Annotated in this window: 16 protein-coding genes; 7 read left to right on the forward strand and 9 right to left on the reverse strand. The window is 65.6% G+C overall.

Translation table 11 applies throughout. The features are described from left to right. Positions 1–51: 51 nt before the first annotated feature. Genes M2334_RS06075 through M2334_RS06090 form a run of 4 tightly spaced genes read right to left on the reverse strand, consistent with a single transcriptional unit; the run spans position 52 to position 5238 of the window. Positions 52–1176 (reverse strand): glycosyltransferase, encoded by a 1125-nt coding sequence (locus tag M2334_RS06075; RefSeq protein WP_264594185.1) that lies wholly within the window; start codon positions 1174–1176, stop codon positions 52–54. Further along, positions 1176–1898, reverse strand: coding sequence for a DUF2334 domain-containing protein (locus M2334_RS06080; RefSeq protein ID WP_264594186.1), 723 nt, complete (start codon positions 1896–1898; stop codon positions 1176–1178). Before M2334_RS06080 ends, M2334_RS06075 begins: the two co-directional genes overlap by 1 nt. Before the next feature lie 57 nt (positions 1899–1955). Continuing rightward, a complete protein-coding gene (locus tag M2334_RS06085; RefSeq protein ID WP_264594187.1) occupies positions 1956–3323 on the reverse strand; it encodes a surface lipoprotein assembly modifier in 1368 nt (455 codons plus the stop codon). Between the two features lie 31 nt (positions 3324–3354). Next, positions 3355–5238: a transferrin-binding protein-like solute binding protein gene (locus tag M2334_RS06090; protein WP_264594188.1), complete on the reverse strand. Its 1884-nt coding sequence runs from the start codon at positions 5236–5238 to the stop codon at positions 3355–3357. A gap of 235 nt (positions 5239–5473) precedes the next feature. Here M2334_RS06090 and M2334_RS06095 point away from each other — a divergent pair, with 235 nt between their 5' ends. Further along, positions 5474–5668, forward strand: coding sequence for a hypothetical protein (locus tag M2334_RS06095; RefSeq protein WP_181560155.1), 195 nt, complete (start codon positions 5474–5476; stop codon positions 5666–5668). Between the two features lie 4 nt (positions 5669–5672). Here the strand turns inward: M2334_RS06095 and M2334_RS06100 are convergent, their stop codons facing one another. Beyond that, positions 5673–6995, reverse strand: coding sequence for an MFS transporter (locus M2334_RS06100; RefSeq protein ID WP_264605005.1), 1323 nt, complete (start codon positions 6993–6995; stop codon positions 5673–5675). Between the two features lie 140 nt (positions 6996–7135). Between M2334_RS06100 and pgsA the strand changes: the two genes are divergently transcribed. From pgsA to M2334_RS06115, 3 genes are read left to right on the forward strand one after another with little or no spacing between them, the layout of a single operon-like run. Beyond that, complete coding sequence (gene pgsA / locus M2334_RS06105; RefSeq protein ID WP_181560153.1) at positions 7136–7702, forward strand: CDP-diacylglycerol--glycerol-3-phosphate 3-phosphatidyltransferase; 567 nt, start codon at positions 7136–7138, stop codon at positions 7700–7702. A 2-nt stretch (positions 7703–7704) separates the two neighbouring features. Continuing rightward, on the forward strand, positions 7705–7965 hold the full coding sequence (gene moaD, locus M2334_RS06110; protein WP_181560152.1) for a molybdopterin converting factor subunit 1: 261 nt from the start codon (positions 7705–7707) through the stop codon (positions 7963–7965). Next, a complete protein-coding gene (locus M2334_RS06115; protein WP_264605006.1) occupies positions 7958–8437 on the forward strand; it encodes a molybdenum cofactor biosynthesis protein MoaE in 480 nt (159 codons plus the stop codon). Before moaD ends, M2334_RS06115 begins: the two co-directional genes overlap by 8 nt. 14 nt (positions 8438–8451) lie before the next feature. On the opposite strand, the gene M2334_RS06120 is transcribed toward M2334_RS06115, so the two are convergent. Both M2334_RS06120 and M2334_RS06125 read right to left on the reverse strand, forming a co-directional pair. Then, positions 8452–9381, reverse strand: coding sequence for a hydrogen peroxide-inducible genes activator (locus M2334_RS06120; RefSeq protein WP_264594190.1), 930 nt, complete (start codon positions 9379–9381; stop codon positions 8452–8454). Positions 9382–9420: 39 nt separating this feature from the next. After that, complete coding sequence (locus M2334_RS06125) at positions 9421–10182, reverse strand: sulfite exporter TauE/SafE family protein (RefSeq protein WP_181561460.1); 762 nt, start codon at positions 10180–10182, stop codon at positions 9421–9423. Positions 10183–10354: 172 nt separating this feature from the next. Between M2334_RS06125 and epsC the strand changes: the two genes are divergently transcribed. From epsC to M2334_RS06140, 3 genes are all read left to right on the forward strand, one after another. Further along, positions 10355–11056 (forward strand): serine O-acetyltransferase EpsC, encoded by a 702-nt coding sequence (gene epsC, locus M2334_RS06130; protein WP_181560150.1) that lies wholly within the window; start codon positions 10355–10357, stop codon positions 11054–11056. Continuing rightward, the gene (locus M2334_RS06135; RefSeq protein WP_264594191.1) at positions 11056–11412 is read left to right on the forward strand and encodes a DUF2794 domain-containing protein; all 357 of its coding nucleotides are present in this window, start codon (positions 11056–11058) and stop codon (positions 11410–11412) included. Before epsC ends, M2334_RS06135 begins: the two co-directional genes overlap by 1 nt. Before the next feature lie 111 nt (positions 11413–11523). Continuing rightward, positions 11524–12918, forward strand: coding sequence for an OprO/OprP family phosphate-selective porin (locus M2334_RS06140; RefSeq protein ID WP_264605007.1), 1395 nt, complete (start codon positions 11524–11526; stop codon positions 12916–12918). A 36-nt stretch (positions 12919–12954) separates the two neighbouring features. On the opposite strand, the gene phoB is transcribed toward M2334_RS06140, so the two are convergent. After that, entirely contained in the window at positions 12955–13650 is a 696-nt protein-coding gene (gene phoB, locus M2334_RS06145) for a phosphate regulon transcriptional regulator PhoB (protein WP_181560147.1), read from the reverse strand. Between the two features lie 3 nt (positions 13651–13653). Further along, complete coding sequence (gene phoU, locus M2334_RS06150; protein ID WP_181560146.1) at positions 13654–14352, reverse strand: phosphate signaling complex protein PhoU; 699 nt, start codon at positions 14350–14352, stop codon at positions 13654–13656. Positions 14353–14376 lie beyond the last annotated feature (24 nt).

Consider the following 14376-nt stretch of genomic DNA (forward strand, 5'->3'; position numbering starts at 1 on the left):
GCCCGATCGCGTCCGCGCTGCGGATAGCAACAATCTGGCCGGGGTCAAAGTCTATTTCCCCGCGACACGGCGGAAGAGGGCGATCCACTTCTCTAGCGTCGCCTCCATCGTGAACAGCGATGCACGCGCGCGCATGGCGGATATCTGCGGCTTCTGGTCGCACACGCGATCCATGGCGGCGGCGAGAGCCGAGACATCCTTGATCGGAACCAGCGTGCCCACATCCTCCATCATCATCGGCATGGCGATGGTGCAATCCGTCGCGACGATGGGGATCGCGGCGGCCAGCGCTTCCGCGACCACTGCGGGCACGCCTTCGAAGTCCGAGGAGAGGATGAAGGCATCGGCTTGCGCAAACCAGGGGGCGACAGGGTTGTGATGGCCGGGAAGGCTAAGCTGCGTGGCGACGCCGAGCGCTTGCGCCTTGGCTTCCAGCGCGGCGCGGAGCGGGCCTTCGCCCACAATCGTCAGCCGGTCGTCCGGTCGCGCGATCCGCGCGAACGCATCCAGCAGCAGCTCGAAGTTCTTTTGCGGAAACAGCCGCCCCACGCCCAGGAAATGCCGGCCCGGGTTATTGCGCGGCGTGCTGTCGCGCAGACTGGCCAGACGCTGCGCCACCGCCGCCGTCATCGAGGCATTGTGAATGATGGCGATCCGCTCGGGCGGGACGCCCATCTCGGTTTCGATTTCGTCGCGGACCGGCGGCGCCATTGCGACGACAGCCGCATAGATATGGCTGTGGCTGTGCATGATGAACCTGCTCAGCCGCCGCCGCAGTGGGCTGCTGTGGCGCTCATCGAGGCTGTTGCTCGGGCGCAGCACAATTGGCGGGCAGCTCTTGCCGAGGACAAGCCGGGTGACCGCAGCCACTGCCATCAGCCCGTTGCTGGGGAAGAACAGCACATCGGGCTTCAACCGCCGCACAATGCCCGGCAGCTTGATCATCATCCACAGGCTCTCGGTCTCGATCCGCGCGAGCCGGCCCGGGGGCGGGATGATATAGGGGACGTCCGGCGCCTCTTCCTGCAGCCGGCCTTCCCAGCGGCCAAGCGCGATGCGGGCATCGAGCCCAGCCTCTCGCCAGGCCTTGGTAAAGCGCAGCAGATCGCGCTCGACCCCGCCCGGTTCGAGGCTGTGGAGCACGCTCAGGACGAACAACGGCCTCTCGTCAGTCATCAGGCGGCAAGATCCGCATAGCGCGCGGGCGTGTGGGTGCGCATGAACTTGCTGTACGTCGCGTCGATGCTGTCGAGCAAAGCGGGTACGGTCGTGTCCGGCGGATGCACCGCGATGCGAGCATTGGGCAGTGCCCAGGGCGTGGCGCGGGCGGCGGCGGCGACCATCAGCGAACTGGCGATCCGTCCCTTCGTGCGGCTGGCCCAGGTGATGACCGGCCCCTTGGCCACAACTCGGCCCGTTTCCGGCTGCCAGACCTTGAGATGATCCTCGGCGAGCGGAAAGCCGCAATCGGCGAGCGCCTGCAGGCTATCCTGCGAGTAGAGCCAGGCCGGGGCGATGAACCCGGTGACGGGCCGGCCGATGGCGTCCTCGACGATCGGGCGACCACGCTCCAGCCGGCGACGCGCTTCCTCCCGCGAGAGCTGCGCGAACTCACCGGCGCCGGCCGTCATGTGCTTCTGCATGAAGCCCTTTTCGCGGGCATCGTCGCGGTGGCACCAGCCGTGGAGGAACATTTCCACCCCGGCATCGGCCCAGCGACGCAGTTTGCCGGCAAAGGCGGCATTACCGGAGAGGGGCGCCTTGTCTTCGAAATCGGGCACCACCAGCATGGCGAGGCGCGGACCACCGAGCAGGCCGCTCAGACGGTCGAACAGCGCGTCGACTTCGCTTTCAAAATGCGGCGTCACATCATGGATCGAGGCGAGCAAACGAGGCATGGGCGAGCCGTTACACCCTTTCCCGCGCGCCGTCACGCCCCACCGCAAGGGGCAGGGTCAGAAGGCGCGGGTGATGCCCAGATCCACGGTCGTGCGCCGGTAATCGTAGATGCCGACCGTCGAGATATTGCGCTCATAGGCCAGCCGCACGACCGGCGAGAAGCCTGCCACCTCGATCTGGCGGAAGGTCGCGCCGACCGATCCGCGCAGGAACCACTCCTTGCGGCGCTCCGGGAACAGGGCCAGCCGGGCATCGGCTTCGAGCCGCCGCACCGTGGCATTGGCGAACAGGGTCGTGCGGCCCATGTCCCGCCAGCCGAGCAGGGTCGCCCCGCCCGAGGCGGTCGCATAGCCGGGATCGCGCGCGGTCTGGCGCGTGCCGCTCAGCTGAATGCCGACGCCGCTGCGGGCAGACAGCGCGCGCTCGATGCCGGCGCTCAGATTGTAGAGCGCGCCATCTTGCAGAGCGTTGCGGTAGTAATGCGACTGGCCGTAGGAAAAGCCGACATCGCTTTGCGCCCGCCGCCCTATCCGCTGCGTCCAGCGCAGATCGGCCGTCTCAGTGCGGGCATAGGCCTTGCCGCCATAAGTGCGCCAGGTGACGCCGGCAGAGGGCATGAGGCGGCTGCGGCCGTGCTGCCACTCCAGCCCCAGCAGCGCGCTGCCGGAGAGGTCGTTGAACTGGCTGGCGCGATAGAAGGTGCCATCGCCCGAGAGGCGCGGCACCAGCGTCAATCCTTTGCCCAACCCGACACGGGCATAGACCTGACCGGAGAGGCGCAGGCCAATGCCTGATTGCTCGCGCGCATCCTCGTCCAGCGTGAGCGGGGCGATCACCGTATCCAGTTCCTTGGCGTCGGTGGCGCGGTTGATATTGCTGTCCGGCGCCATGGCCAGCTCGAAATTGCCGCCGAAGCGCCGGTTGGAGCGCAACGCGGCGGCGAAGCGATCCACCACTTGCTGCACGTCCGGCGGCAAGCCATTGGCCTGTGCCTGTCGCAATTGCTGGCGGGCGCGGCTTTCATCGCCCATGGCCGCCAGCACGCGCGCGAGTTCCAGCCGCACGCGGGTTGCGCCCGGCTCCTCATCCAAGATGGCTCGGAAGGCGATGGCGGCATCGGTCTGCCGGCCCTGCTCATCGAGCATCATGCCGAGGCGAAAGCGCGCTTCGGAGCGGACCTTGAGATCGGGATCGCGGGCAAGCGCACGATAGATGGTCTCGGCATCCTCCAGCCGCCCCGCGACGCGCGCCTGATCGGCGAGGTCGAACAGCTGCGCGGCATTGAGGCCGGAGATGGACCGGGCGTCTTCGGAAACGGTCGGCGTGCTGCCAGCGGGCGGTTGGGCCTGAGCCTGCGCTTCCAGTGGGGCATGCAGGCACAGGCCTGGAATTAGCCCCAGCCAGCTCAGTCGTCGCAATGTCATGGCAGGCCCTTGCCGTTGCGCTATGGACAAATCAATTGGTGCGTTTGCCCACCGTCGCGCCGCTCAGATAATAGGTGCTGCTATTGTCGCCCGGCGCGGTCTGGAAGCCGAAGGTGCCGCCGATCTCCGTCGCCGTCGGGCCGTAGAGAGCCCCCTCGAAGAAGCCGAGATAGGCATTGCTGCCGTTCACGACGTCCGCCGTCAGGCCGGCGTCGATGTCCATGACCCCGCGGTCGAAGGTAAACGTGCCGAAATTGCGGGTGCTGCCGTCGAAATTGCTCTTGCCGATCGGGTTGAGCGAGCCGGTAAATGTGCCGGCGCTGAAATTGACGGCGAAGTTGCTCGTTCCGCTCAGCGCATAGGTCGCGCCGCCGCCGAACTGCGCCGCCGTGCCGCGAATGATGCCGGTGAAGCTGCCCGATCCGGTCGGGATCTGGAAGCCGTTGGTGCGGATTCCCCAGGCGAACCAGCGGTCGAGCCGGTCGCTGCCCGGCGCCTGCGCGCGCTCCCAGCGCCCGAAACTCGCATAGCTGAGCGCAATGGCGGTGTTGCCCGCGCCGGCCTTGTTGAGCGAGAGCGTATAGGACAGGCCATCCCCGCCGGTGATCTTGTAGACCGCGAGCGCATTCGAGGAGGCCGCCGAGTCCAGGCTGGCAGAGCCGAATGTCGTGTCGATGCCCCGGTCGCTATCCTGATAGCGGTAGCTGCCCTGCGCGGCGTCGTAGGTGAACAGCCCGTTGGAGCGGAGCAGTGCTGCATTGTTCGCGCTGTTTCCGCTGCCCGTATCGGTCAGGCTGAGCTGGCTGAACCGGTGCTCGAAGCTGTCGTCGAACTGCAGGGCGGTGAGCGACATGTTCAGCCCGGCCACTGTGCTGTCCTGCCGGCCCAGCATATAGCCGGCGGTCACCTCGCCGTCGGCGCTATAGAGATACCAGGTCGCGCCGACTTCCTCGCCATTGGGCCCGTAGAAGCGACCGTCCCAACCGCCGTTGAAGCGCTTGCCGTCATCCATGAAGAAGTTGCCGGAAAAGGCGGTGGTGCCACTGGTCAGCGCTGCCTCACCGAAATAGGCGCCGATGCCCTTGATGAGGCCGGTGTCCACGTCGATCGTGGTCAGCACGCCGCTGCTGGTCAGGGCGCCGCTCTGGAAGTCGATCTGCAGGGCGCCGCTCCCCGCGACCGCAAAGGGAGAATCGATCGCCCGCGCACCGACGAGGCTCACGGCATAACGCCCGGTGCCGGATGGCTGGAGCTGGCCGGCAGGCGTCTGGATGCCATAAGTGAACGGATCATAGGTGAAGTCGAGGGTGTTACCGGAGACCGTGGCGCGCTCCCATGCGCCGCCGCCGACATAGCGATAGGTCAGTTCTCCCGATGTGCCGGGCCGTGTCAGCGTCAGCGCCTCGCTGGTCGTGCCGAGCTTCTGGAAGCTGATAAACGCCGGGGATCCGGACGCGACCAGATCGGCTGGGGCGAAGGTGGCGCTGCGGTTGGCCGTGGCGATGGAATAGCTCTGCGTGCTGGCGTTATAGGAGATCGAGAGCGTGCCCCGGGCCGACTGACCGTTCTCGACCGGTCGCTCATCGGCATAGAAGCGCCCGGAGAGATTGCCGCCATTGCTGGTGAAGGTCTGGCTCTGCAGCGGCCCCATCAGGCTCGTATTCGGCCCGGCAATCGGGTTCGGGCTGGGGGCGGGCGCCGGCGTCGGGGTGGGGGTCGGCGTGGGCGTCGGCGTCGGCGTAGGTGTGGGGGGCGGCGTCGGGGCCGGCGTTGGTGTCGGGGTGGCCGTGGGAGTCGGCGTCGGTGTCGGGGTCGGCGTCGGCGTGGAATTGACGCCACCCGCTCCACCGCCTCCGCAGGCGGTGGTCAGAAGAGTGAGGAGGAGGGGCGTGGCCCACTTGCTCTGCTTGACCATGACGGGGCGAAACTCCGGATTAATGAGCGCGAGACGGTTCGAGGGTTCGTGTCCGGACGTTGGCCAAATATAATTGACGAAAAGTTTATCATCTTGGAACTGGGTCCGTTTTTGAGACGGTTGGAGGTGAAGTCGGTAAAATTTCGCCGCAAAACTGCACTTGCGGGTGCCGCATGGCGCGTTAACCATCTTCCGGGCTTCCCTGTCGGGTCAGAATGGTTAACAGTTCTTAACTATGAGACGCGCCCCCGTTCTGACTCACGAAGAGGCGAGACATCCGTTTCGCCAGTCGCTTCCCCGCCATGTGTTCCGGCCTGCGCCGGACGCGACGTCGCAAGCCCGCCCCGCGCCGGACGAAGACAAGGACTGGAAGTTGTTTGTGCTGAGCTTCGCGGCGTTCTTTACGGTCGCCTACACGTTCATCGTGTGAGGACTTAGCGGCTGCCGGCTTCCCGCGCGGCTGCCAGGTCCGCTTCACACGCCCGGTGAAGCTTCAGCGCCAGCAGGGCGCAGATGCCGCACATGCCGCACATAATAAGCAGTGCTTCCCGGTTGCTCAGGCCCGCGCTGGTCGCGGCCATGATGACGAGCGCACCGAAGACCATCGCGCCTGAGTTGACGACATTGTTGGCGGCGACTGTCCGCGCGGTCTGGTCCTTGCTCACCGTGGTGGTGAGGAAGGCGTAGAGCGGCACAACGAACATGCCGCCGAACGTCGCGATGCCGAACAGTGCGATCACGATGCGCCAGCTCTGCGGTGCGGCGAGAAAATCGCGGACCGTATAGAGCGTATCGGCAGGCGCGCGCACCCAGTCGCCGGACGCATAGGAGAAGAACCAGATGAATCCGGCCATCATCAGCACCGAGATGGGCGAGTAACGGGCGGAGACGACGCCGCCCAGCAGCCGGTTGACCGCCACCGAGCCCACCGCCACGCCGATCGAGAAGATCGCGAGGAACATGCTCGCCACTTCCTTGGTCGCGGTGAACTCGTTCTTCACCAGCGGCGGGAAGATGATGACCAGCACCGTGGCGATCATCCAGAAGAAGCTGATCGACATGATCGCCAGGAACAGGCGGCGGATGTGCATGGTCGCCGAGATCAGGCGCCAGGAGGCCCGCAAGATATTGTAATCCATGTCGATGGGCGGGCCGACGCGCGGGGCGGGCGGAACCATGCGACCGGATAGATAGCCGATCATCGCGATGATGAGGACGCCGCACGCCGCGGCGGTCGGGCTGATCCAGCCCGCGACGATCGTGCCGGTCAGAATGGCGATATAGGTGCCGGCTTCGACGAGCCCCGTCCCGCCGAGCACCTGATCCTGCTCCAGATGCTGAGGGAGAATCGCATATTTGATCGGCCCGAAGAAGGTCGAGTGAACGCCCATCGCCAGCAATGCGGTCAGCATCAGGCCGACGCCCGTCATCGGGTGCCGCGCGCTGACCAGCAGGCCGGCCGCGCCGACCGTCATGATGAGGATTTCCGCGAGCTTGACCGTGCGGATGATCCGGGACTTGTCGATATTGTCCGCAAGCTGGCCGGATAGAGCCGAGAGCAGGAAGAAGGGCAGCACGAACAGCCCGGTCGCGACCGCATTGAACGCCGATTCCTGCTGCGGGTCCTGAAACACGCCATAGGTCGCGAACAGGATCATCGCAGTCTTGAAGAGATTATCGTTGAAGGCCCCGAGGAACTGAGTGACGAACAGGGGCAGAAACTTCCGGTGGCCGAGCAGCCGCAGGGATGCCTGCATAAGTGCGTGAACTCTTGTGATCCGGCCGGACTCGCGCCGTCGCCGGGCTTCTAGCGGCGAAAAGGGCAGGTGAAAAGACATTGGATGCCGCATCGTGCAGCCCCTTGTCTGCGCTGGACGGCTGTGGCACCCGCATTGTCGTGAAGTTCTTGCCAAACATTCTCACCCTCTCGCGGATTCTCGCGGTGCCCCTGCTCGTCGCCCTTTTGTGGCCGGCCGAGTCTGTCCACGCCTGGCGCCTCGGCTATCTCGCGGCTTTCGGGCTCTACTGCCTGATGGGCATCACCGATTATTTCGATGGCTATCTCGCCCGCGCGCAGGGCACGGTCTCCAAGCTGGGCGTGTTTCTCGATCCGATCGCGGATAAGATCATGATCGGCGCGGTGATTCTCATCCTGTGTGCCAACCAGAACATCAACGGCGTCCATATCATCGCGGCGCTGGTGATTCTGCTGCGGGAGATTGCGGTCTCCGGCCTGCGGGAGTTTCTCGCGGGCCTGCGGATTTCCGTGCCGGTCTCGCGGCTCGCCAAGTGGAAGACGGCGTTTCAGCTTGTCTCGCTGGGCGCGCTCATTCTGGCGGGCGGATTGCCGCATATCGCGTTCATCCAGCTTGCCGGCCTCGTCACCTTGTGGGCGGCCGCTCTGCTCACCCTGCTTACCGGCTGGGATTATCTGCGCGCCGGCCTCAAGCACATGACGGTCTGATCATGGCCGACATCACGATTCTCTATTTCGCCTGGGTGCGCGAGCGGATCGGTCTGGACGAAGAGCAGCAGCCCGTGCCCTCGCCGGAGGCGACCGTTGCGCAGCTTCTCGATGCCCTGTCGGCCGGCAGCGCCGGTCATGCGGCGGCCTTTGCCGACCGGGGGCGTCTGCGCGCGGCGCTGGACCAGAAGTTCGTGCCCTTGGACACTGCCATCGGCCAGGCGCGCGAGCTGGCGATCTTTCCGCCCGTGACCGGTGGCTGACGCCACGCCCTCGATCTCGCTGCGCGTCACGGCGGAGGATTTCGATCCCGGCCGCGAGCTGGCCCGGCTGGAAGGGCTGGATGGCGGCGGGATCGCGAGCTTCACGGGGCTGGTGCGCGATGATGGCGGGCTGCGCGCGCTCCGGCTGGAGCATTATCCCGCGATGACGCAAGCACAGATCGGAGCGGTGGTCGAAGAGGCCTGCGCCCGCTGGCCGCTGCTCGGCGTGACGGTGATCCACCGGTTCGGTGAACTGCCGGTCGGCGCGCGGATCGTCTTCGTCGGCACCGCCTCCGCCCACCGGGTCGCTGCGCTCGAATCCTGTGCGTTTCTCATCGACTGGCTGAAAGTCTCAGCGCCTTTCTGGAAGCAGGAAATCCGGCATGACGGCTCGGCGGGCTGGGTCGAAGCGAAAGGCGCCGACGACGCGCGCGCCGCGATCTGGCGGCAGGGGCGGCTGGACCCGATCTGACGGCCAGCCGGCGCTCAGGCGGCCTCGGCTGCCTCCTGCTGGCTGGTCGCGGCGTTGCGCAAAATGTCCGCCATCAATCGGAAGTCGGCTTCCCGTGGTGAGTTGCGCCGCCAGACCAGGGCAATCTCGCGATGGGCGCTCGGCGACTGGATCGGCCGCGCCGTGATCTTGGTGTTGGCAAGAATGCCGCCCCTTATCGCCATGTCCGGCAGCAAGGTCAGGCCCAGGCCATTATCCACCATCTGCACCAGCGTATGCAGCGACGTGCCGGTGATGGTCGCCTCGGTACGCAATTCCGCGCGGTTACAGGCGGCCAGCGCATGTTCCTTCAGGCAGTGGCCATCCTCCAGCAGCAGCAGGCGGTTGCCGTCGATCATCTCGGGCGTGATCAGGGCCGGCGGATCGCGTGGATCGTCCTTGGGGAAGGCGACGAACAGTGCATCATCGAACAGCACCTCGATTTCCGCATCGCCGCAGGGAAAGGGCAGGGCGAGCAGCACGCAATCGGCATGGCCGTGGCGCAACGAGTCGAGCGCCGCGTGGCTGGTTTCCTCGCGGAGATAGAGCTGCAGCGCCGGGCGCTCCTCACGCAGCCTGGGCAGCAACCGGGGGAGGAGGAAGGGCGCGATGGTGGGGATGACGCTCATCCGCAATTCGCCGACCAGCGGCGTGCCGGAGGCCTGCGCAATGGCGGCAAGTTCTTCGGCCTCGCGCAGCACGCGGTGGGCCTTGGTGACGATGCGGTCGCCCAGCGCCGTGAAGCGCACGATACGGCGGGTCCGCTCCACCAATGTCACGCCGATCAGCGATTCAAGTTCGCGAATGCCGGCGGAGAGCGTCGACTGGGTGACGAAGCACGCATCCGCCGCACGCCCGAAATGACCATGTTCCTTCAGCGCAACCAGATATTGGAGCTGCTTGAGGGTCGGCATGTAGATCGACATTGATCGCCCTTTCCGCTGGAAAGTGGCAATTTAATCGATCTAGCCGATCAGTTCAAGCGAGCGCAGGATGCCGTAACCGGTCGTCAGGGTCAGCACGCAACCGACCATGATGAGCAAAGGCCGGGCCGGAACATGCTTGGCGATCCAGGCGCCGAGCGGCGCGGCCAGCACGCCGCCAATCAACAGCCCGGTCGTGGCGGTGGTGAACGTCTCCCAGCCGAGATGGACAAGGAAGGTGATGCTGATCGACAGTGTCAGGAAGAACTCAACCGTGTTGACGGTACCGATGGTGTGGCGCGGGCTCGTGCCCTGGATCAGCAGGTTCGAGGTCACGACCGGACCCCATCCGCCGCCGCCGGATGCATCGAGGAAGCCGCCAAGGAGACCGAGCGGCGACACGAACCGGGGATCGCGCACATGCGCCTCGGTATGGCGCAGGCCGCGCCAAAGCAGCCAGAGGCCGATAAAGGCAAGGTAGGAGAGGATATAGGGCCGGATCAGCTCGCCATCGATATTCGAAAGGAAATAGGCGCCCGCAACGCCGCCGATCATGCCGGGAACCACCAGCTTCCAGAACAGCTTCCAGTCGACATTGCCATGCAGCACATGGCTGATCGCGGAGACGGCGGTGGTGCAGGTCTCTGCGGCATGAACGCTGGCGGAGGCTGCCTTGGGCGGAACACCGAGCGCGAGCAGGAGGCTGCTGGAAATGACGCCATAGGCCATGCCGAGCGCGCCATCGATTATCTGCGCACCGAAGCCGACGGCCACGAAGGGCAACAGCATCAGCGCAAAATCCATCCAGGCGTCGGGCAAGGGCAAGCCTTTCTCAATTAACTCACTGGACAATAGGCCCGCCGTTTCTGGCTTGGCAAGGAAATTGTCCTTGGGCCTAATGCTGGCAACGCTCTAGAAATTTCAACGCATCGCGACTAGATAGCTGCTCTTGTCGGCCAGCAAGGGACGCTTTGCCATGGGGCTTTTGTCCTACCTCGATTCCGTGAAAGAGCGCGATCCCGCGCCGCGTTCGCGGCTGGAAATCCTTATTTATCCAGGAGTCTGGGCCCTCGGCCTGCATCGGGTCGCGCATCAGCTGTTTCGCTGGCGGCTCTTCTTCCTTGCGCGTCTGGTCAATCATTTTTCCCGTTTCCTGACCGCCATCGACATTCACCCGGGTGCGACGATCGGAAAGAATTTCTTTATCGATCACGGCTTCACGGTCATCGGCGAGACTGCGCTGATTGGCGACAATGTGACCATCTACCAGTGCGTGACGCTGGGCGGCACCGATCCGGCGAATGGAATCGCCGGCAAGCGCCACCCGACGATCTGCGACGGCGCGATCATCGGATCGGGCTCGCAGGTGCTCGGCCCGATCACCGTGGGTGAGCGCGCGCGGGTGGGGGCCAATGCTGTGGTGACCAAGGACGTGCCGGCGGGCGCGGTGATGATCGGCATTCCAGCCCGCGCGACGCTGGTCGATGCCAAGGAATATCAAAAGCCGTTCACGCCTTATGGTACGCCCTGCAGCGAGACCTACGATCCGGCGACGCAGAAGCTGGAAATCCTCCAGTGCGAAGTCGAAGTGCTGCGCAAGCGGTTGGCGGATTTGGTCGCCGAGCAGGAAGCCCGGCGCGCGGACGGCGCTGACGGCCAGTCCCGCACCTCGGCTTGATGAGCAACGTCACACCATTTCCTCCCCGGCCCGCACCGGCCAACAGCCCGCCCACGCAGACGAGTTTCGACCGACTGGAACTCTCGCGCATCATGGATCTGTACGGACGCATGGTCGCGGCCGGGCAGTGGCGCGATTACGCCATTGATCTCAATCGGGACGTCGCGATCTTTTCCGCCTTCCGCCGCACGGCGGAACGCCCGGAGGTGCGCATCGAGAAGCGCCCGTCTCTGCGCAACCGTCAGGGCATGTGGGCGCTGATCGGCGAGAATGGCGTGATCCTGCGCCGGGGGCAGGAACTGGCCGGAATTCTGGCGCCTGTCGAACGCCGGCTGATGAAGCTGATCGAGGATTAGGGGCAGGCGCGTCGCCGCGAGGTCTCTCACCCGACTGTCGCAAAACTGTCATCAAACTGTCATACCGGCGTCCGACATTTGAACGGAGCATGGATTTTGCGATTTCCCCTGATGGCGGCGCTTCTCGCTGCGAGCGCGCTGACGATACCCGCGCCCGTGCTGGCCCAGGCGTCCTCGCAAGCCTCCGCCCCGGATGACGTCGCCGCGCTGCGGGCAGAAATTACGCGGCTAAGAGCGCAGCTTGAGAGCATGGAGGCCCGCCTCGACAAGGTCGAGGGCACGCAGGGCGCGTCCTCAACGCCCTCCGCGGCCCCCGATTCGGCGGTCGCCTCTGCCCAGACGGCCACCCCTGCGCCCGCAGCGAGCGCCAAGCCGGACACCCAAGTGAGCTGGCGTGGCGCGCCGCAATTTAGCGGCGAGGGCGGGCTTTCTTTTAAGCCGCGCGGTCGGCTGCAACTCGATACCAACGTCGTCTCCCGCCCGGATGGCATCAATTCGCCCACTTTGGGCTGGTCGGCGGACGTGCGCCGCGCCTATCTCGGCGCGGACGGCACCTTGGGTGGCGGCTTTGGCTATCGGCTGGAGCTGGATTTCGCGTCCGGCAGCGCGCAGTTCACCGACGCCTGGCTCACTTATGAGCGAGGGCCGCTTACGCTGACGATCGGGCATCACCGCATCACCACGCTGGAAGACCTGACCAGCGATCTGGAAACCAGCTTCCTCGAGCGCGCGGCCTATACGCAGGCCTTCGGTCTGGAGCGGCGGCTGGGGCTGTCGGCCACCTACCGCATCGGCGACATGATGCTCTCCGCCGGCGCCTTTGCGGACGATCTCGCGGCGCTGGGCACGTCCGGCGTCACCAGCAACAGTTATGCGCTGGATGGCCGGCTGGTGTTCATGCCCAAGCTCGGCGACACGCAACTTCATATTGGCGGCTCGCTGCATCACCGGGAGCTGAACGATCTGACCGACGTCCTCCAATATCGCGCCCGGCCCGGCGCGCGGACGACCGATGTCCGCTTTGTCGACACCGGTCTGTTCAGCGCCAGCGCGGAGACAGGCTATGGCCTCGAATTCGCGGCCTTGCGGGGGCGGTGGCATGTGGCAGCGGAAGGCTTCTGGCAGCAGGTGGCGCGGCCGGGCCTTGCCGATCCGACCTTCTTTGGTGGTTATGGGGAAGTCGGCTACATCCTCGCTGGCGCCTCCGGCCGGGGCTATCGCAACGGCGCCTTCGGCTCGATCAAGCCCACACGCGGGCTGGACAAGGGCGGCTCGGGCGCCTGGCAGCTCAACCTGCGCTATGACTGGCTCGATCTCGACGATGGCCTGATCAATGGCGGCCGCGAGCAGACCTACGGCGTGTCACTCATCTGGGTGCCGATTGAGCGGGTGAAGTTCCTGGCCAATTATCTGCGCGTCGAGGTGCGCGACACGCCCGTCGTCGCCGGCACGCGGGACGATTATGGCAGCGACGTGTTCGGGCTGCGCGCGCAGTATGAGTTCTGACGAGCGGCGCGGCCGCGCGTTGCTGACAGCGCGCGGTCAGGCTGCGTCGGCATCCAGCGAGTAGCCGGCCGAGCGGACGGTGCGGATGATGTCCGGCAGGCCGCCGGCATTCACCGCCTTGCGCAGCCGGCGGATATGCACATCGACCGTACGCAGCTCGATCTCGCTGTCCTGCCCCCACACGCTGTCGAGCAGGCGCTCGCGGGAGAACACCCAGCCGGGATGTTCGAGCAGATGGCGCAGCAGGCGGAACTCGGTGGGGCCGAGGGCCACGAGTTGCCCCGCGCGCCGCACCTTGTGGGCCACCGTATCCATTTCCAGATCGGCAAAGGTCAGAACCTCGCCGGCAAGGGCAGGGCGGACGCGGCGCAGCACGGCGTTGACGCGGGCGATCAACTCGCGCGGGCTGAACGGCTTGGTGACATAATCGTCAGCGCCGGTTTCCAGGCCACGCACGCGGTCTTCCTCCTCCCCGCGCGCAGTGAGCATGATGATCGGGACGTTGGCCGTCTCTGGCATTCGCCGCAGTCGCCGGCAGACCTCGATGCCGGAGAGATTCTCCACCATCCAGTCGAGCAGCACGATATCCGGCGTGCTCTCCTGCGCCAGAATAAGCGCTTCCTCGCCGTCGGGCGTCTGCGTGACGTCGAAGTCTTCGCGCTGGAAGTGCCAGATGAGCAGTTCCGCCAGCGCCGCATCGTCCTCGACGAGCAACATCTTCGCGCGGACCACCACTCAGTCCTCCGCCAGCAGATCGACTGACGTTCCCTTCTCCCGCTCCGGCGGCTTGGCGCCGGTCGCGACGTAATGGACCATCTCGGCGATGTTGGTGGCGTGGTCGCCGATGCGCTCCAGATTCTTGGCGATGAAGAGCACATGCGCGCTCTCGGAGATCATCTTCTGGTTCTCCATCATGAACGTCACCATGGTGCGGAAGATGGAATTGTAGAAATCGTCCACCGCCCGGTCCCGCTCGATCACGGCCAGCGCCTGCTGCGCATCGCGCGCGGCGAAGGCATCGAGCGCGGACTTGACCATCTCGCGGGCGATCTGCGCCATGGAGGGGAGCAGCGAGAGCGGCTCCATGCGGCTGGAGGCCGTCACCGTCTCCACGCGCTTGGCGATGTTCTTGGCATAATCGGCCATGCGCTCGACGATGCCGGCGATCTTGAGCACCGCGATGATCTCGCGCAGGTCGTCCGCCATCGGCGCGCGCAGGGCGATGGTCTGCACCACCAGCCGCTCGATATGCGCGTCCAGCTCGTCGATCCGCGCATCGCCGGCGACAACGCTCTTGGCGAGTGCCACATCGCGCGTCGTCAGCGCCTTGATGGCATTGTCGATGGCATCCTCGGTGAGGCCGCCCATCTCGGCGATCAGCGCCCGCAGGGCGTTGATGTCGTCGTCGAAGGCCTTGAGCGTGTGTTCCGTCATAGCTCGTTCCTGTCCATCCAATCG

The sequence above is a fragment of the Sphingobium sp. B11D3D genome (assembly GCF_025961755.1).
Taxonomy (GTDB): Bacteria; Pseudomonadota; Alphaproteobacteria; order Sphingomonadales; family Sphingomonadaceae; genus Sphingobium.